Genomic DNA, 24,442 nt, shown 5'->3' with positions numbered 1-24,442 from the left:
GCGGAGGTGTCGGATGGATCGGAAGTGTGTGGAAGCATGGAGAAGCGGGAGTCCGGGTGCGGGGGAGTCCGATTGTGGGGGCGAGGCTCCGACTAAGCAAGCCGAGCACCTGCGCCGCGGCGCCGCCGCCGAGGCCCTGGCCGAGACTTATCTCAGCGCCTGCGGGCTGGTCGTCGTGGCCCGCAACGTGCGCTGCCGCGGCGGCGAGGTGGATCTGATCGCCCGCGACCGGGGCTGCATCGTCTTCGTCGAGGTCCGCCTGCGCAGCAACAGCCGCTTCGGCGGCGCCGCCGCCAGCATCACCGCCACCAAGCAGCAGCGTGTCATCCTGGCCGCCCGCTACTGGCTGGCCGGCGCCGGCCGCCGCCATGCGGCCCAGCCCTGCCGCTTCGACGCGGTGCTGCTCGACAGCCTCGAGCCGCCCCGCCTCGAATGGATCCGCGGGGCCTTCGATGCGGGCTAGGCCGGCTCCGCTGCTGGCAGGCCTGGCCCTGGTGCTCGGCGGCCTCGGGCCTCCGGCCGCCGATGCCCAGCACATCCGCGTGCTGGTGCAGCGCTCGCCGCTGGCCGGTTTCCAGTACCACGGCGCGGCGATCCACTGGGAGGCCCTGCGCGAGGGCGATCCGCTGCAGCTGGTACGCGAACCGGACAACCCCCACGACCCCCGCGCCGTGCGCGTCGAGTGGCGCGGCATCATGCTCGGCTACCTGCCCCGGGCTGAGAACCGGGAGGTCGCCCGCGAGATGGACCAGGGCACGCCGCTGAGCGCCCGCATCGGCCGGCTGAGCGACGACCCGAACCCCTGGAAGCGCCTGCGCATCGACGTCCTGCTGGGTTTGTAAGCGGATCTCTCGCAGGCGGCGGGGCGGTCGGCGCAAATGTTAGAATCGACGGCAATTTTCCCGGAGTTCGTGATGGATCTCGTTGCCCGCATCGCCCAGCAATTCACCGACAGCGCCCAGACCAAGCTGGCCTCACTGGAGTTCATGGCCGAGCCCATTGCCGCCGCCATCGAAGCCATGACCCACAGCCTGATGGCCAACGGCAAGATCCTCGCCTGCGGCAACGGCGGCTCGGCGGCCGATGCGCAACACTTTGCGGCCGAGCTGCTCAACCGTTTCGAGATGGAGCGCCCGCCGCTGGCCGGCATCGCCCTCACCACCGACAGCTCGACCCTCACCTCCATCGCCAACGACTACGACTTCACCCAGATCTTCTCCAAGCAGGTACGCGCCCTCGGCCAGCCCGGCGATGTGCTGCTGGCCATCTCCACCAGCGGCAACTCCGCCAACGTGATCGAGGCCATCCACGCCGCCCACGAGCGCGAGATGCGGGTGGTGGCCCTCACCGGCAAGGGTGGTGGCCAGATGGCCGACCTGCTCGGCCCCGACGACATCCACCTGTGTGTGCCCTCCGATCGTACGGCGCGCATCCAGGAGGTCCACCTCATCACCCTCCACTGTCTGTGCGACGGCATCGACTGTCTTTTCCTCGGAATCGAAGAATGAAACTGATCCGCAAGCAACTGGCCTGGGCTGTTCTGGCCATCGGCACCCTCGGCGCCCTGCAGGGCTGCATCCCGGTCATCGTCGGCGGCACCGGCATGGCCGTGGCGATGGTCTCCGACCGCCGCACTTCGGGCACCTACGTCGAAGACGAAAGCATCGAATGGAAGGCCGTCAAGCGCATCGAGGATCGCCTCGGCGACAAGGTGCACGTGAACGCCACCGCCTTCAACCGCAAGCTGCTGCTCACCGGCGAGGCCTTCAATGAAGCCAGCCGTGATGAGGCCGGGCGTGTCGCGGCCGCCGTGGAGAACGTCAAGGAGGTGGTCAACGAGCTGCGCATCGCCCCCACCAGCACCCTGTCGGCGCGCAGCAACGACACCTACATCAGCTCCAAGGTGAAGGCCCGCTTCGTGGACCAGAAAGACTTCCGGGTCCAGCAGGTGAAGGTCATCACCGAAGCCGGCACGGTCTTCCTGATGGGCCTGGTCACCGAGAAGGAGGGCCAGGCGGCCACCGAGATCACACGCACTACCAGCGGCGTGCAGAAGGTCGTGCGGGTCTTCGAGTACATCAACGATGAGGAAGCCCGCCGCCTCGACAGCGCCATCTCCGGCGACTCCGGCAAGTAAGTCACTCAGGCACACGCGCTAACCCTTGCCGCCGCTCATGGGCAGCGGCAAGGCCGGTCAGGTCAGACCTGCCGGATCGCCCTCCTGGCGCACCACCAGCTCGGCAAAACCGGTCCGCAGATCCGGCTCGCGCCTGAAGCTGAGCCGGGGCAGCAGGCCCAGCAGCACTTCGGCGGTGGTCCTGACCAGGCAGCCATAGGCCAGGTGGCCGCCCACCACCGCCCCGCTGGCGTCGGCAAGGGTGGCGTGCAGGTGCGAGCCGTTGGCGGCAATGGTGCCGGCCAGGGTCAAAACCTCCATGTCCCCGTGCAGGGCCTCTGCGTCATCGGCACCGGCCCGCCGCAGGTGGGCCCGCTCCAGGCTGCCGATCCCCGACAGCACGAAGGCCGCCGAACAGCCCTCGGCGTACACCGCACATTCCAGGGCCCGGCGCAGATCCTGCCCGGGAGTCAGGCGCAGGGCCCGCACCTCCATGCCGCTGTGTTCCGGCGTCATCGTCGTCTCCATCATCCCGCTCCGCCGAAACCCGCCTCGGCCAGGAAGCGCCGACGTTCGGCGTCCTGCTCGAGATGGCTCGCCAGGGCCCGGCACAGGGTCTCGAGGTTGTGGGCACCGCGCACCTCGCGGCGGACCAGCACCCGGGCCATCGGCCCCATGTGCCGCGCGAACAGTTTTTCGATACGGGCCAGATCCTCGTCAGCAAGCAGCCCGACAGCCACGGCCGGCGACGCGCTGCCCGAGGCGGCGCCTGACACGGACGCCTTGCTGCCCGAGGACAAGGGCCGGGAATGCGTCGCGGCCGTGGCGCGGGAGGCACCGGACAGCCCCGAGGCGGCCGCCACCCCTGCCAGGAAGGCCGCCCTGGGCGCCGGATCGGGGATCAGGGTGGCCAGCTGCTGATGCAGGTCGACAAGACTGGCGGCCCGCGACACGGTCTTGCGCACCAGGATCCTGGCCATCGGACCGATGTGCTGGGCCAGGGTGCGCTCGGCCGCATCGATGCAGGCCGGGCTGATGTCGGCTCCGGCGACGGGGCGGCTGATCGACACCTCCGCCGGCTGCCCGGGCAGCAAGGCCACGCCTTCGCCGCTCCAGGCGTACACGTCGTGATCCCGGGCCTGGGGGTCGCGGCGCAGGCCGAGATGGCGAAAGCAGTCGCTGGCATTGCGGCGCAGGTGCTGCACCACTTCGTAATAGGCCCGCGCCACCAGCACCTGGCCGGGTTCGGCAAAGCGCATGACCCGGCAGGCGGTGGTGATGCCGTCACCGAGAATGCGCGAACGGCCGTTGGGATCGGGTGCCACCCGGACCGGACCGAGGTTGATGCCGACATGCACACCCAGCCCGTCCTCCACCGCCGCCCCATGCAATTGCACGGCTGTGCGCAAAGCATCCTCGGGATCGCCGACGTAACAGACCGCGCAGCCTTCCTTGGTGTTCACCGCCAGGCGGGTGGTGGGCGACAGGGGCGCGATGGCCTGGCTGAGCATGCGGACCAGGCGCGTGCGCCCTTCGTTGCGCGCCGCCATGTCTTCGGCCGGCCCGGCCACGTCGGCAAACAGGACGGCACCGATGAAGGTCCGGGCCTCCGCCGCCGACAGGCCGAGAGGCAGGGGCGCCTCGACGGGGGGATCGACCGGCCCCTCGCCGCCGGTCGGCGGGGCCAGGCAGGCCCGCCGGAAATCCGCCACCTGGCGGGGGCGCCGGTTCTCGTCCGGGTTGAGAGCCCAGTCGATGGCCCTCAGCAGGCCGCTGCCGAAGGCATCCACGTTGCCGATGCTGCTGGCGGAGGGCATGACATCCTCGCGCAAGCGGGCGAAGGCCTCGACGGGCAGCTTGCCGGTCACCATCCAGTACATCACCCCGGCCAGGGCGTACAGGTCGGTCCACGGGCCCTGCTTGCCGTGTCGGTGATACTGCTCGGCCGGCGCGAAGCCCGGCGTCACGATCGCCGTCAGGGCCTGCTCCGGGCCGTCCGTCTCGAGGCGCCGGGCCGAGCCGAAGTCGAGCAGCACGGGCGAGCCATCGGCGCGGATGTAGATGTTGCCGGGCTTGATGTCGCGGTGCAGGAAGCCCGCGGCGTGCACCGCCTCCAGACCGTCGAGCAGCGGCCGCACGATGCGCAGCAGGGTCGCCCGGTCGAGGGGCAGGCGGCCGACCAGCCAGCGCTGCAGCGGCTCGCCGGTCTCGTATTCCATGACCATGTAGGCCGTCTCGTTGGCCCGGAAATAGCGCAGCACCCGCACGATGCCCGGGTGATGGAAGCTCGCCAGGGCGCGGGACTCCAGCAGGAAGCGCTGCAGCCCCCAGTCGAAGGCCGCCGCGGCCTCGGCGGAGCTGGGGCGCACCAGCCCGTCCTCATCGCGCCGGGCCACATCCTTGGGCAGGTATTCCTTGATCGCCACCAGGCAGTCCAGGTGGGTGTCACGGGCCAGGTAGGTCAGGCCGAAACCACCGCCCCCCAGGATGCGCTCGATGCGGTATTCATTGAGCACATGCCCGTTCGGCAGGGCTGTGAGCGTGCCCTGCCGCGGGGCTGCCGCACAGCCCTCCTGGCCGTCCAGCATGCGTGTCTCAGCCATCGATCATCTGCATGGCTTTTTCAAGACTGCGGCGCATGCGATTGAAGGAACTGGCCAGCACCGCCACCTCGTCACGCCCACCCTCGGGGAACTCGGGCTGGTCGAAGTCGCCTGTGCTGATCTTGTCGGCAGCCGCCGACATGCGCGAGACGGGATGGATGATCAGCCACGACAACATCAGGTTGAGCACCACGAACACCGCAGCGAACACCGCCGCCAGCGACACCATGAAGGTCCGGAAAGCCTGACTGGCGTTCTCCAGGGGCACCGACATCGGCACCGACACCACCTGTGCCCCCACCACTTCGTTGAGCTTCCAGCCGAAGCCGTTGGCGTTGCCGTAGACCTTGAGCATGCTGGCCGGGGCAACATCCGGAGTGCTGTGGCAAGGCAGGCAGGCAGCCGTCTCGATGCGGATGGGGTGGGCGATGTACAGCGCGGGGCCGGTGGGGGTGTCCCGCTGCCCGTAGATCTCCTTGCTGTCGGTGTTGTTGCGGAAGACGTTGACCAGGTCGGCCTCCCAGTCGGCCGCCCGGTCACGGGGGTTGGTGGGGTTGAGGGTGGCTTCCTTGTAGGCGTAGTTGGGGTATTTCTTGTTGAGCACTGCCAGGGTTTCGGTGGCGGCGTAGGCCGGCACGGTCTGGGGCAGGAATTGCTTGTCCATCAGCGGGTTCAGATGCGGCCGCACCTGGGCCACGGTGTAGCCCCGCACGGCCATCGCCGCCTCCATCACGAGCCGCGCCTCGCCGAGCACCTGTTCGCGGGCATGGCGATCGAGCAGATCGTGGGAGATGTAGCCGGCCACACCGAAGCCGGCCAGAAAAACGGCCAGTAAGACCAGGTTGAATTTTAGTCGCAAGCCCATGACACCCTCCCCTTGCGGCCCGACGGGCCTGAATCGGGCAACATTTTGTCACATCAAGGGGATAGTACAGTGTCTTCGCGAGAGCTTTGTGCTAACGGAACATCCCGGGATGGGTACTGGGCCGGCCTGCGGCGCACTCAGCCCGGGTCGGCGGCCACGATCGCGGACAATCGCACCAGGGCTGCGTCGATCTGCTCCGAGTGGGGATAGCCGCAGCTGACCCGCAGAAAACGGTCGAAGCGGTCCGAGTTGGAGAACAGCGCCCCCGGGGCCACCCGGATGCCTTCTCGCAGGGCAGCCTCGAAGATGCGCCGGGACGAACACCCCTCGGGCAGTTCGACCCACAGCAACATGCCACCGCCCGGCATGTTGAGGCAGGTGCCAGCCGGAAAGTGGGCGGCGATGGTCTCGGCCGTACGCTCCCGCTGCACCCGCAGTTGCGCCCGCAGGCGGGCCAGGTGGCGGTCGAAGGCATGGCTGCCCATGAACTCGCCCAGGGTCAGCTGGGCCAGCGCATCGTTGGGCCGGCTCTGGGCATGCTTGAGCATGCGGATACGGTCCTGCCAGCGCCCGCCGGTCATCCAGCCGACCCGCATGCCCGGCGCGAGGGTCTTGTGGAAGGATCCGCAGTGGATCACGTTGCCGCTGCGATCCCAGGCCTTGCAGCACTTCAGCGGCTGGGCATCGTCGCTCAGGGCGCCGTAGATGTCGTCCTCCACCAGGGGCACGCCATGGGCCTCGCAGAGGGTCACCAGGCGCTGCTTTTCCTCATCGGGCATGACGCAGCCCAGGGGGTTCTGGAAGTTGGGGATGACCACCACCGCGGCAACCCGCTCGTGGCTGCGAAAGGCCAGTTCGAGGGCCTCGACCGAAATGCCCCGGCTCGGGCTGGTGGGAATCTCCAGGGTCCGCAGGCCCAGGCTCTCGATGACCTGGAGCAGGCCGAAGTAGGTGGGCGACTCGACAGCAACCAGATCGCCCGGCCGGGTCACGGCGCGCAGGGCCAGGTTGATCGCCTCGGTGCAGCCGTGGGTCACCAGGATCTCCTCGGGCGTCAGGCTCATGCCCGACGCCAGGGCCCGCCGCGCCAGCACGGCCCGGAAGCCGGGATCCCCCTGGGGCGGCACCGGGCTGACCAGCACCTCGGGATGCCGCCGCAGGGCCCGCTGCGCCGCGGCCCGCAGCGCATCGCGGGGATAGGCCTCCGGCGCGCCGAAGGCCAGGGCCAGGTTGGTCTTCACCGGAAAGCGCTCGCACTTGGTGACGAAGTCCGAGACCCGGTCGTGAATGCCTGTGAAGGCTGCCGGATCAGGTGCCTGCACGGACACCTGCGCAAAGCTGCGTGGATCCGGCTCGCTCACCGGCCGGAAGGCGGCCCGGCGCGGCCGCTGCACGAAATAACCGGAGCGCGGTCGTGCCTCCAGCAGGCCCTCGTCCTCCAGCGTGCGGCAGGCCTGCAGGGCGGTGGACAGGCTGACTCCGTGCTGCCGCACCAGGGTACGCACCGAGGGCATGCGCGTGCCCGGCGTCAACACGCCGGACTGGATGGCCTGACGGTAATGGCCCGCCAGGCGGGCATAGAGAAGGGTTGCGGTGCGCTCGGTGTCCATCGCGGAATCATCCCCGAAGCCGACAAGCGGCCACAGGTACAGACAGGGCAAAAGCACACCATAACAGCGTTCAAAAAAGGCCGCTGCACCGATACAGAAAGCCTGTGGCTGTGCCTGCCGCCACCGCCTGCGAATCCGTAGCCTGAGCACATCGCAACTCCGGAGAATCGACATGCAAGCCACCGACGAAATCCTGCGCCTGGCCCCCGGCGCCCTGCACCTGACCCGGGTCGAGGCGGGCACCCTGCTGCTGGCCGAGGGCGCCGAGATCCTGGTGGAAGGCCCGCCTCACTGGATCGGGGAACACTTGCTGGCCCCCCGCAGCTGCGTGCGTGAAGGCTGCGGACACTGGGTGGAGAGGGCGGGCTGGATCCGCCTGTCACGGGCGGAGGGTCACCAAGATGATTGCCAGGCAGACGGCCTGGTACGCCTGATTGCGCCACCGGGCTCGGGGGACACTCCCCTGGACGCGGTGCTGGCCCGCCTGCGCGGACTGCGCCGGCTGGAGAACCGGCTGCTGGCCGCCACCGCCCGGGCCCTGCGGCTACGTCTGGCTCAGCCCGATGCCCATGATTAGGGCGGAGCTGACAACAGCCCCGCCATGCACGGCTCAGTTGCCGGCGCGGGCCACCCCGTAGCCGTCACGGATGTCCCATTCCGCGAGAATCTCCGCTGCGACACAGGCCAGTTCGGGGTCATCGAAGCCTTCGGGGGACGGAACCCGGATCGACCGGCGCAGCGGATTGCCATCGCGGGCGAACAGATCGTAACAGCCGTCCCACTTGGGTTCGATGCCGGGGCGCGGCACCGCGTAGGGCTTGAAAACGAAATCACCATGGGCCTGCATTGCTTGAATCTCCTGTCGTTTGGCGATTCGGGGGCACGACATGCCGCCCGGTTCGCGGAACGAATTCTAGAGATTTGGCAAAATCGCGGCGTTAAACATTATTGCGCCGCAGCACAATGACATTCCGGACTCATCCTGCCGCCAGGCGGCGCCTGAGCCAGCCGATCAGACTACCCAACACGGGCAGCTTGGCGAAGAGCTCCTCACCGCTGTCCCAGTAGTCCCGATGCGCCAGCACCTGCCCGTCCGGCGCAAAGCGCAGATGGGTGGCGCCCCTCACGAGCTGTATCTCACCGCTCCGCCAACCCCGGAAGCGGAAGCGGAACTCCCAGGCCAGCCAGGCCTCGCCCTGCTCCGCCAGATGCGACACCACGCGGAAGCGCGGCTCATGCACCTGCGTGTACATGTGCCGGAAGACCCGCTCGATCGCCGCCACACCGCGCACCTCGTTGAAGGGGTCCTTGAAGGCAGCCTCTGCCGCGTAGATCCGGCTGATCTCGGCCAGGCTGGCGGGCGAGAGGCCTTCGTAGAACCGGATCAGGTCTGCCACCGCCTCCAGGGTGCTCCTCACAGCCCGGTCCTCCGGGAGATCAGGTGGAAATACAGGCGATCCGGCAGCAGGCGGAGAATTTTCAGGAAGCCGGTGAAGCGCCGCGGGAAGTGGATCTCGAAGCAACCGGAGGCGAAGCCGCCGATGATCCGGCGGGCCGCCTCCTCGGCAGAGATCAGCGCCGGCATCTCGAAGTCATTGCGGGCGGTCAGCGGGGTGGCCACGAAGCCCGGATTGATCAGGAAGACGGACACTCCGCGGGGCGCCAGATCCAGGTAGAGGGTTTCGGCGAAGTTGATCAGGGCCGCCTTGCTCGGCCCGTAGGCCATCGCCCGGGGCAGACCCCGGTAGCCGGCCACGCTGGCCACCACGGCCACCGCCCCGTGGCCCTGGCGCAACAGCTGCGGCACCACCGCTGCCACGCCGTCCATGACCCCGAGCAGGTTGGTATGCACCGTCTGGCGCGCATTGTCGATGGTCAGCTCCCAGGCGCGCAGGGGTGAATAAGTCCCTGCGTTGAGAATCACCAGGTCCACCCCGCCCCAGGTGTCGAGAATCTGCATCATCGCGGGGATGAAGGCCCCTGCATCGGTCACGTCGAGAGGCAAGGCCAGCGCATCCCGGAAGCCCTCAGCCTGCTGGCGCAGGCGGTCCGCGCTGCGGGCCGACAGCACCAGGCGGGCCCCCCGGGCATCCAGGTCGGCGGCCAGGGCTGCGCCGATGCCGCTGGACGCACCGACGATCCAGACACGCCGATCCCGCCAGTCGGTGATCGGCGTGTTGAGGGGGCGGAACAGGGGCAGCAGGCCAGCCATGGGGCGATTCCCTAGTCGCGCTTGCGGAAGCTGAGGGTGACTTCGCCGAGGCGGACACCGAACTTGCTCATCACAGAACGGTTGAGCATGGTCCGGTCATCCATCAGGAACATCCAGTCGTCGAAATCCACGTTGTAGACCTTGCCGTCCACCGGAAGTGCCAGCACGTATGTCCAGCGTAGCGCATTGCCCCGCGCTTCGCCGCGGGCCTCGCCGACCACATCGTCGGCGCGGCCGGTGTAGTGGTGGGCATCGACCCGGGTCAGGGTCCACACCCGGCGCTGGGTCGAGCCATCCGAATAGGTGAAGCGCTCATCCAGGGTGCCTGTCTCGCCTTTCCAGCTGGCCGCGATCTCCACGTGGAAACGCTTGACCACCTTGCCCGAGCGGTCCTGGAACATGCCGTGGGCGTCCAGGGTGCCGTTGAAGTAGCGGGGCAGCTCCAGTTGCGGCGTCTCGGCGGCATATTCCAGCGGGTCCACCGAGGCACAGCCGGCCAGGCCAAGCAGGCCGGCCAGCGCCATCATCATCTTTGTCATGCATCCCTCCCATCGAGGATTTTCCGCCAGCGCCACAACAGGCCGGCAGCCAGTATCTTGAGAACAAGGGGCAGCCCCCCATAGACAGCAGCAAGGGCGGCCACAGCCTGAGGCTCGCGCAGCCCCGGTGAATAGCCCAGGGCATCGAGCACCGGCAAAGCCAGACCCGCGGCCAGCGCCAGGCTGGCCTTGGCAACAAAGGCCCAGCAGCCGAAGCAGGCGCCGGCCCGCGGCGAGCGGATGCGCGCCAGCTGGTCGGCCAGGATCGCCGAGGGCAGGGCCAGGTCGGCTCCCAGCGCCAGTCCGGACAGCACGCAGATCAGGCCGAAGGCCCATGCATCGCCAGCTCCCAGGCTGCCTGCCCAGGCGAACACGGCCATGGCCAGCCCCATGCCGGCAAGCCAGGCCAGCGGTTTGCCGATGCGACTGGCCAGGCGCACCCACAGGGGCAGGCCGGCCGCCCCCGCCACGAAGTAGAGCGCCAGAAACAGCCCGGACAGATCTTCCCGCTGCACCACGTCGGCCACGAAGAACAGCACGGTGGAGGCCGGGATCGCGGCCGCCACCCCATTCACTGCAAACACGCCGAGCAGGGCCGCAAAGGGCCGCTCGGACAGGGCCAGGCGCAGGCCGGCCCAGGGCCTTTCGGCCACGGGTGGCGGACGCAGTCCGGCTGGTAGCCCCGGCAGGCTGACGAGGGCGACCAGCCCCAGCAGGGCAATGAACACCACCGCCATGCGCGCGAGCCCCTCCGGAAGACTGCTCGCCAGCAGGGCCGGCAGTGCTGAGGCGAGCATCACGCCGAGCAGCCCGAAGCCCTCCCGGCTCGCCACCAGGCGGGTGCGTCCGTCGTCATCGCGCCCCAGCTCCGCCCCCCAGGCGGCGTGGTTGATTGTCGCCAGGGAATAGCCGACGCTCACCAGCACCAGGCCGCCGGCCAGCCACAACGCACCGGCGCCGGCAGGTGGCACCAACAGCCCCGCCAGCCCCAGGGCCAGTGGCAGCAGGGCCAGGGCGATCAGCCCGCGACGTGACGCCCTCCGGTCCGAAAACCAGCCGATCAGCGGATCAGCAAGGGCATCGGCGACCCGGGTGGCCAGCAGGATGGTCCCCACCAGAGACAGGCTCAGCCCCATCTCCGCCGCATAGAGGTGAGGCACATGCACGTAGATCGGCAGGGCCGCGAAGGCCAGTGGCAGACCGAGCAGGCCATAGCGCCAGCCCAGCCCGGCCTGCAGGGCACCGGCGCTCATGAAGGCTGCCCGAACAGGCGGGCGCGCAGGGCCGGCACGCGGGTGCGGCGATCGAGCCAGATGGCGAAGAAGGTATGGGCAAAGACCGGATCGGCGACCTCCCCGACCAGCCGCCCCTGGTGGTAGAAGGCCGCACCGCGCCCGGGCAGGCTCACCCCGACGATGGTCTCCCCTTCGGCGACATCAGGGAAGACCCGCTCCAGGTCGGCCTTCCAGCGCAGCAGCGCGGCCTCGTCCCCGCTGCCCAGGCGACGCATCTCGTCGAGGCTGGTGGTCACCAGCATAGACCGGCTGAAGCCCCTGGCGTAGGTCAGGACCAGCGCATAGGGCCGGCTGTCGCTCCACTCCGGCCCGCTCACCCACAGGCTGGCGTCGTACAGGCGCAGGCCGATGAAGCGGGCCTCGCCGCTGCCCAGCAGGCGCCAGCCCGGCGCCAAGGCCCGCACCGGCTCGGGCAACGCCGCCGATGCGGCTGACGCAAACAACCACAGCAGCACCAGGACGGCCCGCCGCAGCTCAGGCATGGCTCAGGCGGAACTGGTGCACATCCACGCTGCCGGCACGGAAGCCGGCCTCGCAGTAGGCCAGGTAGAAACGCCACAGGCGCACAAAGCGCTCGTCGTAACCGAGAGCCCGCACCTGGGGGAGCTCGGCCTCGAAGGCCTGGTGCCAGCGCACCAGGGTGTTGGCGTAGTCCTCGCCGAAGGCCAGATCGGAGGTGACGGCCAGGCCGGCCTGCACCGCGTGGTAACGCAGGACGAGGGGGCTGGGCAGCATGCCGCCGGGAAAGATGTAGCGCTGGATGAAGTCCGTCCCCTTGCGGTAGGAGGCAAACAGGCTGTCGGCGATGGTGATGGTCTGGATCAGCGCATGCCCGCCCGGCTTGAGCCGGTCATGCAGCTGGGCAAAATAGGTGGGCCAGAAACGCTCTCCCACCGCCTCCAGCATTTCGATGGAGACGATGTGATCGTAGCTGCCCCGCACATCCCGGTAATCACACAGTTCGAAATCCGCCCGGTCGGCCCAACCGCCCCGCTCGGCGCGGGCGCGAGCCCAGGCCAGCTGTTCGGTGGACAAGGTGAGCCCCAGCACCCGGCAGCCGAACTCGGTCGTCGCCATCTCGGCGAAGCCGCCCCAGCCGCAGCCGATCTCCAGGATCAGCTGCCCCGGCCGCGCTCCAAGCTGCTCGAGGATGCGCCGGTACTTGCGCTGCTGGGCCGCCTCCAGCGGCTCGCCCGCGGTGACGCCAAGCGCGCTGGAGTAAGTCATCGTCGGGTCCAGCCACAGGCGATAGAAGGGATTGCCCAGATCGTAGTGGGCGCTGATGTTGCGCCGCGATCCTGCGCGGGTGTTGGCGCGCAACAGGTGGGTCAGGCGATGCCCGATCAGGCGCCAGGCGCGCCCGTGGATGGCCGACTGCACGCGATCCCGGTTGCGGGCCAGGAGGGTCAGAAGTGCCGCCAGATCATTGGTGTGCCAGTCGCCGGCCATCCACGACTCGGCGAAGCCGATGTCGCCCTTGGCCAGCACCTCGTCGAACAAGGCCTCGTCACCCACCTGCAGATGCAGGCCACCGGGGCCATGCCCGACCCGCCGGATCAGGCCGCCGGGCAGATGCACGTCGATGGCGCCGCCCTCAATGCTGTCCAGCAGGCCCAGCACAAGGCGGGTTCCGCGGCGCAGCCGGGCAGCCTGGCCGGCGGCCGAGCCGACAAAGGGCTGATCAAGCTGGTTCATGAAGAAATCTCCTCGGTGGGGGGCAGGGGTTTGCGATGGAAGGGCACGCGGCGCAGGGCCAGGCGCAGGGCTTGCCAGTGGATGCGGGCAACGACGCCGAAGGTCATCAGAGGCAGGCGCACCAGCCAGGCGGCCAGGGCACGTCCGGTGAGCGGCTGTTCGTGGCCCGACAGGCGGGTGGCGAGCTGGCAGCGCCCGCCTTCCCAATAGTCGATGGCGGTGCTCACCACCCCGCCCTGGCGGGCGAAGCGGAAGCGGTACTCGCCACGCACCGGGAAGAAGGGCGACACATGGAAGACCTTACTGGCCCGCAACTCGTCACCCGGCAGGATGGGGCGGTGGTCGGGGTGGGCGACAAGATAGTTGTGGCGCTCGCCGAAGGTGTTGTTGACCTCGGCCAGCACCGCCCTCAGGCGGCCGTCGCGGTCGTGGCAGAACCACAGGCTGACCGGGTTGAAGAGGTAAGCGAACATGCGCGGCATGGTCTGCAGCACGACCTCGCCATCCGCCTCGGCCAGCCCGTGCTCGTGCAGCAGCCCGCGGATCCATGGCAGCAGCGGCGAGCCGTCCCGCGCGCCGTGATCGCGGCTGCGCAGGGAGAACAGGTTGGGCCGGTCCACCCCGAGCAGGGGCACATTAAGCTGCTCGAGGCGGCTCAGGGGGATGCGCAGGGTGGCCAGGGGATAGATGAAGCGGTTGTGCGTCGGCCATGTCCGCTCGTGCATCACGGCGCCTATGCAGACCACCGGCTCAAAGCGCGCCTGGCTCATCAGACCGGCTCCGCCAGCGCGCACGCCCGGCCCTGCCAGGGTGCCTGGACGCCCAGGGCGGCGGCCACGGCCAGCCCGGATTTGAGGCCGTCCTCATGAAAGCCATAGCCCGTCCACGCCCCGGCGAACCAGCTGTGCTTGCGCCCCTGCAGTGCGGGCAGGCGGGCCTGGGCAGCGATCGCCCGCTGGTCGAAGACCGGATGGGCGTAGTCGTAGCGCCCGATCACATGCTGCGGCGACGGCTCGTCGAAGGGGTTGAGGCTGACCACCACGGGCGTCTCGACCGGCAGCGGCTGCAGGCGGTTGATGAGGTAGGACACCGACACCGGGCGCTCACCGGGCAGGCCGTGCCCCGAGAAGTAGTTCCAGGCCGACCACACGCCGCGACGGCGCGGCAGCAGGCATGGATCGGTATGCAGCCAGGCATCGTTGCGCTGGTAACGCACCGCGCCGAGCACCGCCCGCTCTTCCTGCGTGGCGCCATCGCCCAGCAGCGCCAGGGTCTGGTCGGAGTGGCAGGCGAAGATCACCTCGTCGAAGCGCTCCTGGCCGGCCGGAGTCCGCAGCAGCACCCCGACGCCCTCCTCCCGCTGCACCTGCAACACCGGCGTGTTCAGGCGGATCTCGCCGATGGCGGCGCTCAAGATGTCCACATAGCTGCGCGCACCGTGCTTCACGGTGTACCAGCGCGGCCGGTCGAAGATCTGCAGCAGGCCGTGGTTGTGGCAGAAGCGCACGAAGGTGGCCAGCGGGTAGGCCATCATGCTGTGCGTCGGGCAGCTCCAGATCGCCGCCGCCATCGGGATCAGGTACCAGTCGCGGAAGGCCTCGCCGTAACGTTGCTGGGCCAGGTAGTCACCCAGGGCGATGTCGGGCGTCTCGCCGCCGAGGGCCATCCGGGTGGTGTCGCGGTTGAAGCGCCGGATGTCGGCCAGCATGCCCCAGAAGGCTCCCTTCACGAGATTGCTGCGCTGGGCAAAGAGACTGCCCAGGTCGCTGCCCGCCCATTCCAGGTCGGGGGTGGCCAGACTCACGCCGAAAGACATCTCGCTCTCGACGGACTCCACCCCGAGCAGGCTGAAGAGGGCGCACAGGTTCGGATAGGTGCGCCGGTTGAAGACCAGGAAGCCGGTGTCCACCGGAAAGCGGCGGCCTTCGACTTGCACATCCACGGTGTGCGTGTGGCCACCCAGGTAGTCGCCGGCCTCGAACAGCACCACGTCGTGCTCCCGGCTAAGCAGCCAGGCGCTGGCCAGGCCGGCGATGCCGGAGCCGATCACGGCGATACGCCGGGCGCCAGGACGGCGCGGAACGAAATTGCCCAGGGGAGCCCGGTCCATGGCGCTCTCCTCAAGCCACCCGGCGCCGCAGCGCCAGGCGACGGGCACGGACGGCCACCCACTTCCGGAAAGAGGGGGAAAGGCGCTTGCGCAGGATCAGACTATCGATGTCCATGATGGCTTCCTTCCGGGCGTGATCAGGCATTACGCCCCTCGATCAGGGCATAGGCGGAGTGGTTGTGGATGGACTCGAAGTTCTCGGACTCCACGGTCCAGCCGGCAATCCGTGGCTCGGCCCGCAGGCGCAGGGCCACGTCACGGACGAGGTCCTCGACGAACTTCGGGTTGTCGTAGGCGCGCTCGGTCACCCACTTCTCGTCCGGCCGCTTGAGCAGGCCGAAGACCTCGCAGGAGGCCTCCTCCTCGGCGATGCGGACCAGTTCCTCCAGGCTCATGTCGTCGCGCAGGGTGGCGGTGAGGGTCAGGTGGGAGCGCTGGTTGTGGGCGCCGTAATCGGAGATCTTCTTCGAGCAGGGGCACAGGCTGGTCACCGGCACCACCACCTTGAGGGTCAGCGTCGGCGCCTGACCTTCCGCCTGCTCCACGCAGACGGCGGCATCCAGGTCGAGCAGGCTTTCGACACCCGACACCGGAGCCTGCTTGCGCACGAAATACGGAAAGCGCATTTCGATGCGCCCGGCAGGGGCGTCGAGACGCCGCAAGGTATCGCGGAACATGCTGCGCACCCCGGCCAGATCCAGGGCCTCGCGTTCGCTTTCGAGGACTTCCACGAAGCGCGACATGTGGGTGCCCTTCACGTCCGGCGGCAGGAAGACCGTCATCTCCAGGGTCGCCACGGTGTGCCGGACCTCCCCCTGCCGATCAAGGATGCGCAAGGGATAGCGCAGGCCGCGTACGCCAACCCGCTGGATGGCAAGCTGGCGGAGGTCGGCCGAGGACTGGATGTCGGGCAGGTGGAATTTCTCGGGTGCATTCACGGGCAGGCGCTCCTCGGTAAGGGGGATGGGCTCAGGGACGGGCGGCCAGGGCCTTCTCGACCGCAGTCACTAGGCTGCGGCTGTCGGGTGCCGTGGTACTGGGGAAGCTCAAGACCTTCTGACCACTACGGTCGATCAGGTATTTGTGGAAATTCCACTTCGGCCGCTCACCGGTGAGCGAGGCCAGCTGCTTGTACAAGGGATTGGTCCCGGACCCGACCACGTCGGTCTTGGCCAGCATCGGGAACTTGACGCCATAGGTCAGGCGGCAGAACTCGGCGATCTCCTTGTTGCTGCCCGGCTCCTGGCTGCCGAAGTCATTGGAGGGAAAGCCCACCACCACCAAGCCCTGGTCCTTGTAGCGGGCATACATCTTCTCCAGGCCGTCGTACTGCCCGGTGAAGCCGCAGTAGCTGGCGGTATTGACCACCAGCACAACCTTGCCCCGGTACTGGCAGAGGTTCTGGGGCTGGTCGTCCTGCAGGCGCGGGAAGCGATGATCGAGCAGCGCCGGGCAGGCCTCGTCCGCAGCCGTGGCAATACCGGCGACGGGAAAAAGGATCAGGGCCGCAGCCCAGTGGCAGAGGAATCGCATGGTGAATCTCCAGAATCAGACAGGACGGTTCTGGTGGACAAAGATCTTCACATCCAGATCCTCGTCCAGGACAAACAACGTCGAGCGTTCAACCGCATCAAGCCCCTCGGCCGGCGCCGGAAAGCTGGACAGGGCCAGCAGCCCGCCGGCAGCGGAGAGCAGGAGAAAGCCTGCAGTCAGCCATCCGCGAAGAGGATTGACATCACCTGTATTCATGGCCGTTTGTCCTGGACAATGATTGATCATGCCTCTACACTAGGATCAAATCTCACGCATGTCAACATTTTGTCCAGGACAAAATATGAACACTTCTTCCCCGCCGCCCGGCCTCCCGATCGCCGCAGTGGAGCGCGACACCGGCCTGGCCAAGGACACCCTGCGTGTCTGGGAGCGGCGCTACGGCTTCCCCTCTCCGGCCCGCGACAACAATGGTGAGCGGGTCTATCCCGCCGATCAGGTCGACAAGCTGCGGCTGATCCGGCGCCTGATCGACCAGGGGCTGCGCCCGGCCAAACTCATCGGCCTGGACCCGGCAGCCCTGTCCGAGCTCCTTGGCGGGCTGGCGGCGACACCTCCCTCGGGCGACCCGGCACGCAGCGCCCAATTCGAGGCGATCCTGAAATTCGTGCGCCTGCATCTGCATGAAGACCTGCGCCGCAGCCTGCAGCAGCTGCTCATGAAGCTCGGCCTGCAGCGCTTTGTCGGGGAGGTGCTGGCGCCCCTCAACCTGCTGGTGGGGGACGCCTGGCTGCGCGGTGAGCTGGAGGTGCCCGAAGAGCACTTGTATACGGAGCAGGTGCAGAACCTGCTCCGTGCTGCAATCAGCAGTCAGGCGGCAGCCAGCGAGGGGTGCCCGCGGGTGCTGCTGACCACCTTCCCCGACGAGCAGCACGCACTGGGGTTGCTGATGGCCGAGGCCATGATGGTGCCAGAGGGTGCCTGTTGTATTTCCCTCGGCACCCAGACGCCCCTGGACGATATCCGGAATGCGGCACAGGCCGGCCGCTTCGACATTGTGGCGCTTTCGTTCAGCTCAGCCTTCCCTGCCCGCCAGGCCCTCGACGGCCTGCGCAGCCTGCGCGAGGGGCTCCCGCCGGAAACCGCTCTGTGGGCGGGCGGTACGGGCCTCCAGGGCATCGCCCGCAAGCTGACGGACGTCCGCCTGTTCGATTCGATCGACGAACTGCCCGAGGCCCTGCGGACCTGGCGGGAGGGCCACCCGGCCGAAGCTCAGGCCTGAACCGGACCTGAGCCACCGGGCTCAGACATCAGCCGGCGCCAGCGCCAGGCGCAGCCGGGGCACGCGGGCCGGGGCCCAGTTGGCCAGGCTCCATGCCCACACCGCCAGCAATCCGGAGTCGGCCAGCCCGGCAGGCGGCATCTGCCCCAGGAAGTCCAGCACCTCCACCAGGAGCACAGCCGGGGTCATCCCGTCCACGGCCCGGGCGAGGGTCTGCTTGGAGAGCTTCTCTCCGGCCGCATTGGCAGCCACCGGCAAGTGCGCATAGGCGGGCTGCGGCAGGCCGAGCAGGCGCTGCAGCAGGATCTGGCGGGGCGTCGAGTCCAGCAGGTCGGCCCCCCGCACCACCTCGGAGACACCAGCCTCGGCGTCATCCACCACCACCGCCAGCTGGTAGGCGAACAAGCCATCGGCCCTGAGCAGGACGAAGTCGCCCACGTCCGCCAGAACATCCTCCACCACCCGGCCTTGCAGCGCGTCGTCGAAGGTCACCTCGCCAGGTGGCACCCGCAGGCGCCACGCCCGCGCCGATCGCCCGGGCGCCAGGCCGTTGCGGCAGGTGCCGGGGTAACGCCGCGTCCCGTCCCGCGCCAACGCCGAATCAGCCATCTCCTTGCGCGTACAGGCGCAGGGAAAAAGATGGCCGGCCGCCTGGAGGCGCTCAAAGGCTTCGCGGTAATCCGCCGTGCGCCGGCTCTGCCACACCACCGGCCCATCCCATTCAAACCCGAAACGCTCCAGGGTTTGCAGGATCCCGTCCGCCGCGCCCGGCACGGAACGCGGTACATCCACATCCTCGATCCGCAGCAGCCACCGCCCACCCTGACTGCGCGCCGACAGGCAACTGCCGAGCGCTGCCACCAGGGACCCGAAGTGCAAGGGGCCGCTGGGCGACGGGGCAAAACGCCCGACAACCTGCCCGAGCATGACTTCGGGATGAGAATCCTGCACTTCTTTCATCTTTTTACAAACGACACAATATTTTAAAAATCATAGGCTTATGCAAAAAGAATTTACAATTATAACTTTCGGCATATTCCGCCCCCATCGTCCCGCCGGGATAATCCCGCACTCGAATTGATCGAGGGTTCGATTGTCGCAGCGAAGCCGCTGCCGCGAAACGGGCACACCACCACCGACGTCTCACGCATCCAGCCGTCGTCCCGACGCATTTCGCATGAAATTTGGCAGCCTATCCCTCTTCCGCCAGGACACGAGGTCAGCACACTCCGCCAGGCGCCGGGCCTCCCCGTCCGCGCTGTCGCACGCCTTGCGCCTGCACGGCACGGGCCAGTTGACCGGCCTGCTCTGCGTTCTGGTGATCTCCAGCCAGGTGGAGGCCGGGACGGCCCTGGCCATCTGGTGGGTGGCCCTCACCACCAGCCAGGCGGTGCTCCTCACGATGGCCCAGCCGCCCGCCTGGTGGCAGGGCTCGACCACCCAGCACGACCCGCTGCTGCGCCACTACTTCTCGGCGGCCAGCGCACTGATCGGCGGTGGGGCCTGGGGCACCCTGCCCCTGGTGCTCCCTGCCGACGCCCCGGCCCTGGCCCTGGCCACCCAGTACGCCGTACTGGGCGGAGTCACGCTTGCCGGCGCCAGCACCCTTTCCGGCAGCCGAACGGCCTTCGCCGTGTTCATCACGGCAACCCTGCTCCCCCTGTTCATCCAGACCCTGGCCGACCCGCCGCCGGCACTGCCCCATGCCAGCCTGCTGCTCGGCCTGTTCGTGCTGTTCGCCCTGGCACTCAACAGCCTGCTGCACTCCACCCACCGCCGCGTCGTGCGCCGACGCACCAGCGGTGCCGCGCAGCTCCTGACCCAGCAGCTGATGCTGGACAACGCCCGTGAAGCCATCGTGCTGACCCATGGGCATCGCATCCAGCGCTGGAACCGCCGCTTCAGCGAAGTCATGCGCCTGCCCCGCCACGAGGCCAGGCACAGCAGCCTGCGCCACTGCTTCGCCGACCCGGAAGAGTGGCAGCGCCATGCGCGGGCCGCTCTGGAAGCCTTCGGCCGCGGCACCGTGTACCAGGGCGTCACCCGCCTGCGGCGCCATGACGGCAGCGACTTCTGGGCCGAGATCTCGGGCCGCCGGGTTGCCGCCGGCACCTCCCCGGTGCAGGCGATCTGGGTCGCCGCCGACATCTCCAACCGCATCCGCGAAGACGCCCGCGATGCACTGGCGCACAATCAGCTGCGCAAGCTCATCGAGCAAGGCTCCGACTGGTACTGGCAGACCGACTGCGAGCACCGCCTGATGCACATCGTCCATCACCGGACGGGAGGCGACGAGCGCCTGTGCCGCAACGTGGGGCGTACCTGGTGGCAGTTTCCCCGCAGCGATCACAGCCCCGGCCTGAGCAGCGCACAATTGCGGGAGATCTTCGAGGGCCGGGAGGGCTTCCGGGATCTCCGCGTAACGGTTCCTGACGGCATGCGCCCGCCGCTGCATCTGCACCTGTCCGGCACCCCGCGGCTGGACGACCATGGCGCCTTCGCCGGCTACCACGGTACCGCCATCGACGTCACCGAACAGATCCGCAACACCGAGCGCATCCACCACCTGGCCTACCACGATCACCTCACCGGCCTGCCCAACCGGCGCCTGCTGAGCGACCGCCTCAACCAAGCCATGGCGCATGCCCGCCGCAACCGCGGGCGGGTCGGGGTCATCCTCCTCGACGTGGACGACTTCAAACGGATCAATGACCTGGCCGGCCATTCCACCGGCGACCAGGTCCTCATGGAGATCGCCGACCGCCTGCGCCACGCGGTCCGTTCCTGCGACTCCGTGGCCCGCCTCGAGGGTGACGCCTTCGTGATCCTGCTGCCCGGACTGGAGCAGATGCAGCACGCCGAGCAGGTCGCCGCAAAGGTGCTCTCGGCGCTCCACGAGCCGATCCAGCGCCCCTTTCCGCGCGCCCCCCTCGGCGCCAGCATGGGCATCGCCCTGTTCCCCGAGGACGCTGACACCGCCTCCGGCCTGCTGGACATGGCCGACATGCGCATGCAGCGCGCCAAGCGGCGCGGCGGGCAACGCATCGAAGGCTGAACCGGCCCCCCGGCTCCCGCTACAATGGGGCATGCATTGCCCTGCCCCCAAGCTCTCCCCCCCGCCGCCCGACACCCCCACCGCCACCCGCCCGGCACAGGTCTGGCGGGTGGACGGCAACCACGTCATCGCCGACACCGACCAGCTGATCGAGGAGATTCCCGTCGCCCTGGTCTACAACGGAATTTCCCACGCCGTACTGCTCGCCACCCCCGCCGACCTGGAAGACCTGGCCCTGGGCTTCAGCCTCAGCGAAGGCATCCTGGCCAGCCGCGCCGAACTCTATGACGCCGAACAGGTGCCCGGCAGCCGGGGGATCGAACTGCATCTCGAAATCTCCTCGGAGCGCTTTGCCGGCCTCAAGGCCCGCCGGCGCAACCTGGCCGGCCGCACCGGCTGCGGACTGTGCGGGGTAGAGAGCCTGGATGCGCTGGCCCGCCCCCATCCTCACCTGCCCTCGCATGCACCGGTGCCCATCGCCGCGGCCTTTGCCGGCCTCGCCGCCCTGCCCGGCCACCAGCCCCTGCGCCAGACCACCGGCGCGGTGCATGCCGCGGCCTGGATCGGACGCGACGGCGCGATCCGCGCCCTGCGCGAAGATGTAGGGCGCCACAACGCCCTCGACAAGCTGCTCGGCCACCTGGCCGCCACACGCTTCGACCCGACCGACGGCTTTGTGCTGGTGTCCAGCCGGGCCAGCTACGAGATGGTCCAGAAAACCCTGGCGCTGGGTATCGGCAGCCTGGTGGCGGTGTCCGCCCCCACCGGGCTGGCGGTGGACCTGGCCCGCGAGTCCGGCCTCGGCCTGGCCGGCTTCGCCCGCGACCGGCGCATGGTGATCTACGCCGGCCCCGAGCGCTTCAGCCCTGTCGATCAGACGTAACGCAGGCGCCGGCTGCGCTCCAGGCGCTCGGCATAGCGGGGAAAATCCAGGCCGGTGCGGCTGCGCAAGGCCTTTGCCTGGCTGGCGATCTCGCGCCAGCGGGGGGCAAAGCCGGAGGCCCGGAAAGCCAGCACGATGTCGTTGCCGTCCTGCAGTGAATAGCGCAGCACGCGGTCATCAAAGACCTCGGCGATCATCGCCATGTGGTCCTCCCGGTCATCCCGCTCGCCTGCCAGATTGGCCACCATCAGGCCCTTGCCGGTCAGCGCATCGTGCACCGACTGATAGAAGGCCGTGGAACTGACCGAATCCGACAGCCCGTGGCGGTCGAAGGCGTCCATCATGATCACGTCCGGGCGCTCCTCCCAGCCCGCGCTCTGCCCGACCCAATCGGCGCCATCCCCCTCGCAGACGCGTAGCCGGGCATCGTCGGGGGGCAGCTCGAAGACGTCACGGAAGGCGATCACACGCGGGTCGATCTCCACCACGGTGATGCGCGCCGACCCCACCTGGCGATGGCAGAACTTGGCCAGCGAGCCGCCACCCAGCCCCAGCATCAGGATCTGACGTGGCCGCGCCAGGAACAGCAGGAAGCTCATCATGGCCTGGGTGTAATCCAGCTCCAGCGCAAACGGATCCTTGAGGCTCATGGTGCTCTGGATCAGCGAGAGCGAGAAATGCAGGCTGCGGGTCTGCCCGTCATCAATCACAAAAGGCTTGTCATAAGCCCCTGAGACCACCTGGCGCAGCACGGCCTGATGGTCGCAATCCACCTCTTCAAGGAGATGGATGGTGTCCGAATCGGAAAAGAAAGGGCTGGGCAGGACCAGTATGGCGGGGCGGTTCGACGCAGGCACGGCAGGACAGGATGGATACGACAGGGCCTCATTGTACCCCCCGGGTTCAAGGCACACTTTTTAAAGATACTGCATGTCCTGCCGTAAGCCCCGCAATCAAGCTCCTCCTCAGGGGATGTTGCCCCGCATACCAATTGCTCATTGGATATCTGCCATGACCATCTCCCGCCGCCTCATGCTCATCGTCGGAACGGCGCTGCTCGGGCTGATCGCCCTCGCCGGCATGTCCTACCAACAGATCAGCCGGGTTTACGAAGACGCAAACTTCAGCACCGTCAATGTGGTTCCCAGCATGCTGGTCCTGTCGGAAACGGCCATCGACACCGGACGTTTGCGGGTCCGCATCTATCGCCATGTGCTGGCGAGCGACGTGAAGGAAATAGCCGAGATCGAGAAGACCATCCAGAGCGCCCGCGACGCCATCACGCAGCAGTTCAAGGCCTATGAGCAGCTGATCTTCGATGCGGAAGACCGGCAGTTGCTCGAGGCGGAACGCACGGCCTTCCATGAATACAACAAGCGGGTTGACGAAGTCCTGGCGCTGTCACGCCAGAACCGGCACGAGGAGGCACGCGCCCTGTTGAACTCGGTGGCCCCCTACGCCACCCGCTTCGTGGATCAGCTGACGGCCCACATGAAGTACAACGAGCGGATCGGCAAGGATGCCGCCACCAAAGCCGCCGGCACCCTCGGCAGCGCGCTGCAGATCAGCATCGGCGTGCTGGTCGTTGCGGCGCTGGCGCTGGTCGCCCTGAGCGTCACCACCATCCGCAGCATCACCAGCCGGCTCGACGCGGCCAACCGCTCCGCCGCGCGCATCGCGTCCGGCAACCTCGCCGCCGAGCATGCGGCGGGAGCGGGCAACCAGGACGAGATCGGCAAACTGCTGGGCTCGCTCGAGGCGATGCGCGCCGATCTGGCGCGGACCATCGGCGAGATCGTCGCCGAGTCCGAACAGGTCGCCCAGTCCGCCAGCCAGCTGTCCAGCGCGGCGCAGCAGGTGTCGATCAGCAGCGAACAGCAGTCGAGCGCCACCTCGGCCGCCGCCGCCGCGGTGGAACAACTCACCGTCAGCATCGACCACGTCGGCAACAGCGCCGAGGATGCCAGCCGCCGTGCCCAGGAGGCCGAAGGCCTGGCCAGCCACAGCGGCCGTGGCGTGGACAGCGCCGCCCAGCGCATCGGCCAGGTCGCCCAGCAGGTGGAGAACACCGCCCAGCAGATCCAGAGCCTGTCCAACCACGTGCAGCAGATCGACCGCATCACCGTGGTGATCCGCGAAGTGGCCGACCAGACCAACCTGCTGGCGCTCAATGCCGCCATCGAGGCCGCCCGGGCCGGCGAGCAAGGCCGCGGCTTTGCGGTGGTGGCCGATGAGGTACGCAAGCTGGCCGAACGCACCACCAGCTCGGTGCAGGAGATCAGCGCCGTCATCGGCACCATCCAGCAGGGCGCCAGCGATGCGGTGACCAGCATGCAATCGAGCCGCAGCCTGGTCAGCAACGTCGTCGAGGACGCCAACCGGGCCAGCGAGTCGATGGGCGAGATCCGCGACTCCGCGGCGACCATGCAGCAGGCCATCGGCGGCATCAACGATGCCCTGAAGGAACAGCGCGGCGCTTCCACCGACCTGGCCCGCAATGTCGAATCCATCGCCCAGATGTCGGAAGAGAACTCCGCCGCGGTGAGCGAAGTGGCCAGCACCGCCCACACCCTGCAGTCGGTGTCGAGCAGCCTGAAGGCCAGCGTGTCGCGCTTCCGGCTGTAAGCCGCCCGCCATGCTCCCGGAGGGACATCCCTCCGGAGTCATGCTCAGCAGCGCGTCAGCC

The 24,442-nt window shown here is 68.3% G+C and carries 27 protein-coding genes; 9 read left to right on the top strand and 18 right to left on the bottom strand.

The features are described 5' to 3' along the window. The first annotated feature begins 13 nt into the window (after window positions 1–13). From HHL15_RS22175 to HHL15_RS22160, 4 genes are all read left to right on the top strand, one after another. Window positions 14–463, top strand: a complete 450-nt coding sequence (locus HHL15_RS22175) for a YraN family protein (protein ID WP_169147997.1) — start codon at window positions 14–16, stop codon at window positions 461–463. Then, entirely contained in the window at window positions 453–842 is a 390-nt protein-coding gene (locus HHL15_RS22170; RefSeq protein ID WP_169147996.1) for an HIRAN domain-containing protein, read from the top strand. Before HHL15_RS22175 ends, HHL15_RS22170 begins: the two co-directional genes overlap by 11 nt. A gap of 72 nt (window positions 843–914) precedes the next feature. Then, window positions 915–1,508, top strand: a complete 594-nt coding sequence (locus HHL15_RS22165; protein ID WP_169147995.1) for a phosphoheptose isomerase — start codon at window positions 915–917, stop codon at window positions 1,506–1,508. Continuing rightward, the gene (locus HHL15_RS22160; protein WP_169147994.1) at window positions 1,505–2,137 is read left to right on the top strand and encodes a BON domain-containing protein; all 633 of its coding nucleotides are present in this window, start codon (window positions 1,505–1,507) and stop codon (window positions 2,135–2,137) included. Before HHL15_RS22165 ends, HHL15_RS22160 begins: the two co-directional genes overlap by 4 nt. A gap of 57 nt (window positions 2,138–2,194) precedes the next feature. Here HHL15_RS22160 and HHL15_RS22155 read toward each other — a convergent pair whose 3' ends face one another. The 4 genes from HHL15_RS22155 to HHL15_RS22140 form a co-directional block, all read right to left on the bottom strand. Further along, window positions 2,195–2,632, bottom strand: a complete 438-nt coding sequence (locus tag HHL15_RS22155; RefSeq protein WP_206198920.1) for a PPC domain-containing DNA-binding protein — start codon at window positions 2,630–2,632, stop codon at window positions 2,195–2,197. A gap of 11 nt (window positions 2,633–2,643) precedes the next feature. Beyond that, the gene (locus HHL15_RS22150) at window positions 2,644–4,719 is read right to left on the bottom strand and encodes a protein kinase domain-containing protein (RefSeq protein ID WP_169147993.1); all 2,076 of its coding nucleotides are present in this window, start codon (window positions 4,717–4,719) and stop codon (window positions 2,644–2,646) included. Beyond that, the gene (locus HHL15_RS22145; RefSeq protein WP_169147992.1) at window positions 4,712–5,584 is read right to left on the bottom strand and encodes a c-type heme family protein; all 873 of its coding nucleotides are present in this window, start codon (window positions 5,582–5,584) and stop codon (window positions 4,712–4,714) included. The genes HHL15_RS22150 and HHL15_RS22145 overlap by 8 nt, the downstream gene beginning before the upstream one ends. A 137-nt stretch (window positions 5,585–5,721) precedes the next feature. Further along, on the bottom strand, window positions 5,722–7,194 hold the full coding sequence (locus HHL15_RS22140) for an aminotransferase-like domain-containing protein (RefSeq protein ID WP_206198919.1): 1,473 nt from the start codon (window positions 7,192–7,194) through the stop codon (window positions 5,722–5,724). Window positions 7,195–7,366: 172 nt separating this feature from the next. On the opposite strand from HHL15_RS22140, the gene HHL15_RS22135 reads away from it, so the two are divergent. Beyond that, window positions 7,367–7,771, top strand: coding sequence for a hypothetical protein (locus HHL15_RS22135; protein ID WP_169147990.1), 405 nt, complete (start codon window positions 7,367–7,369; stop codon window positions 7,769–7,771). Window positions 7,772–7,804: 33 nt separating this feature from the next. On the opposite strand, the gene HHL15_RS22130 is transcribed toward HHL15_RS22135, so the two are convergent. The 12 genes from HHL15_RS22130 to HHL15_RS22075 form a co-directional block, all read right to left on the bottom strand. After that, window positions 7,805–8,041: a hypothetical protein gene (locus tag HHL15_RS22130; protein WP_169147989.1), complete on the bottom strand. Its 237-nt coding sequence runs from the start codon at window positions 8,039–8,041 to the stop codon at window positions 7,805–7,807. A gap of 130 nt (window positions 8,042–8,171) precedes the next feature. Further along, a complete protein-coding gene (locus HHL15_RS22125) occupies window positions 8,172–8,612 on the bottom strand; it encodes a nuclear transport factor 2 family protein (RefSeq protein WP_169147988.1) in 441 nt (146 codons plus the stop codon). Next, window positions 8,609–9,406: an SDR family NAD(P)-dependent oxidoreductase gene (locus HHL15_RS22120; protein WP_206198918.1), complete on the bottom strand. Its 798-nt coding sequence runs from the start codon at window positions 9,404–9,406 to the stop codon at window positions 8,609–8,611. Before HHL15_RS22120 ends, HHL15_RS22125 begins: the two co-directional genes overlap by 4 nt. A gap of 11 nt (window positions 9,407–9,417) precedes the next feature. Continuing rightward, window positions 9,418–9,945, bottom strand: coding sequence for a DUF3833 domain-containing protein (locus tag HHL15_RS22115; protein WP_169147987.1), 528 nt, complete (start codon window positions 9,943–9,945; stop codon window positions 9,418–9,420). Then, window positions 9,942–11,198 carry an MFS transporter gene (locus tag HHL15_RS22110; protein ID WP_169147986.1) on the bottom strand — a complete coding sequence of 419 codons (1,257 nt, stop codon included), beginning with the start codon at window positions 11,196–11,198 and terminating at the stop codon, window positions 9,942–9,944. Before HHL15_RS22110 ends, HHL15_RS22115 begins: the two co-directional genes overlap by 4 nt. Continuing rightward, complete coding sequence (locus HHL15_RS22105) at window positions 11,195–11,722, bottom strand: chalcone isomerase family protein (RefSeq protein ID WP_169147985.1); 528 nt, start codon at window positions 11,720–11,722, stop codon at window positions 11,195–11,197. The genes HHL15_RS22110 and HHL15_RS22105 overlap by 4 nt, the downstream gene beginning before the upstream one ends. Continuing rightward, a complete protein-coding gene (locus tag HHL15_RS22100; RefSeq protein ID WP_169147984.1) occupies window positions 11,715–12,935 on the bottom strand; it encodes an SAM-dependent methyltransferase in 1,221 nt (406 codons plus the stop codon). Before HHL15_RS22100 ends, HHL15_RS22105 begins: the two co-directional genes overlap by 8 nt. Beyond that, window positions 12,932–13,705 (bottom strand): DUF1365 domain-containing protein, encoded by a 774-nt coding sequence (locus HHL15_RS22095; protein ID WP_206198917.1) that lies wholly within the window; start codon window positions 13,703–13,705, stop codon window positions 12,932–12,934. Before HHL15_RS22095 ends, HHL15_RS22100 begins: the two co-directional genes overlap by 4 nt. Next, complete coding sequence (locus tag HHL15_RS22090; protein ID WP_169147983.1) at window positions 13,705–15,045, bottom strand: NAD(P)/FAD-dependent oxidoreductase; 1,341 nt, start codon at window positions 15,043–15,045, stop codon at window positions 13,705–13,707. The genes HHL15_RS22095 and HHL15_RS22090 overlap by 1 nt, the downstream gene beginning before the upstream one ends. Window positions 15,046–15,182: 137 nt before the next feature. Beyond that, window positions 15,183–15,983 carry a GTP cyclohydrolase FolE2 gene (gene folE2, locus HHL15_RS22085; RefSeq protein WP_169147982.1) on the bottom strand — a complete coding sequence of 267 codons (801 nt, stop codon included), beginning with the start codon at window positions 15,981–15,983 and terminating at the stop codon, window positions 15,183–15,185. Between the two features lie 31 nt (window positions 15,984–16,014). Further along, window positions 16,015–16,578 carry a glutathione peroxidase gene (locus tag HHL15_RS22080; RefSeq protein ID WP_169147981.1) on the bottom strand — a complete coding sequence of 188 codons (564 nt, stop codon included), beginning with the start codon at window positions 16,576–16,578 and terminating at the stop codon, window positions 16,015–16,017. Window positions 16,579–16,593: 15 nt separating this feature from the next. Then, the gene (locus HHL15_RS22075) at window positions 16,594–16,794 is read right to left on the bottom strand and encodes a hypothetical protein (RefSeq protein WP_169147980.1); all 201 of its coding nucleotides are present in this window, start codon (window positions 16,792–16,794) and stop codon (window positions 16,594–16,596) included. Between the two features lie 85 nt (window positions 16,795–16,879). On the opposite strand from HHL15_RS22075, the gene HHL15_RS22070 reads away from it, so the two are divergent. Then, window positions 16,880–17,818 carry a MerR family transcriptional regulator gene (locus HHL15_RS22070; RefSeq protein WP_169147979.1) on the top strand — a complete coding sequence of 313 codons (939 nt, stop codon included), beginning with the start codon at window positions 16,880–16,882 and terminating at the stop codon, window positions 17,816–17,818. Window positions 17,819–17,839: 21 nt separating this feature from the next. On the opposite strand, the gene gluQRS is transcribed toward HHL15_RS22070, so the two are convergent. Next, a complete protein-coding gene (gene gluQRS, locus HHL15_RS22065) occupies window positions 17,840–18,778 on the bottom strand; it encodes a tRNA glutamyl-Q(34) synthetase GluQRS (RefSeq protein WP_235943594.1) in 939 nt (312 codons plus the stop codon). Between the two features lie 217 nt (window positions 18,779–18,995). Here gluQRS and HHL15_RS22060 point away from each other — a divergent pair, with 217 nt between their 5' ends. Together HHL15_RS22060 and fdhD are read left to right on the top strand one after the other, a co-directional pair. Beyond that, complete coding sequence (locus HHL15_RS22060) at window positions 18,996–20,873, top strand: sensor domain-containing diguanylate cyclase (protein WP_169147978.1); 1,878 nt, start codon at window positions 18,996–18,998, stop codon at window positions 20,871–20,873. Window positions 20,874–20,904: 31 nt separating this feature from the next. Next, a complete protein-coding gene (gene fdhD / locus HHL15_RS22055) occupies window positions 20,905–21,756 on the top strand; it encodes a formate dehydrogenase accessory sulfurtransferase FdhD (RefSeq protein WP_169147977.1) in 852 nt (283 codons plus the stop codon). Here fdhD and HHL15_RS22050 read toward each other — a convergent pair. Then, window positions 21,747–22,613, bottom strand: a complete 867-nt coding sequence (locus HHL15_RS22050) for a fused MFS/spermidine synthase (RefSeq protein ID WP_169147976.1) — start codon at window positions 22,611–22,613, stop codon at window positions 21,747–21,749. The genes fdhD and HHL15_RS22050 overlap by 10 nt on opposite strands. A gap of 154 nt (window positions 22,614–22,767) precedes the next feature. Between HHL15_RS22050 and HHL15_RS22045 the strand changes: the two genes are divergently transcribed. Further along, window positions 22,768–24,381 (top strand): methyl-accepting chemotaxis protein, encoded by a 1,614-nt coding sequence (locus HHL15_RS22045; RefSeq protein ID WP_169147975.1) that lies wholly within the window; start codon window positions 22,768–22,770, stop codon window positions 24,379–24,381. Window positions 24,382–24,442: the final 61 nt, after the last annotated feature.

The sequence above is a fragment of the Zoogloea dura genome (assembly GCF_012927165.1).
Lineage (GTDB): Bacteria > Pseudomonadota > Gammaproteobacteria > Burkholderiales > Rhodocyclaceae > Zoogloea > Zoogloea dura.
Note: the sequence above shows the minus strand (reverse complement) of the source record. Positions and strands in the feature narration are given on the sequence as shown.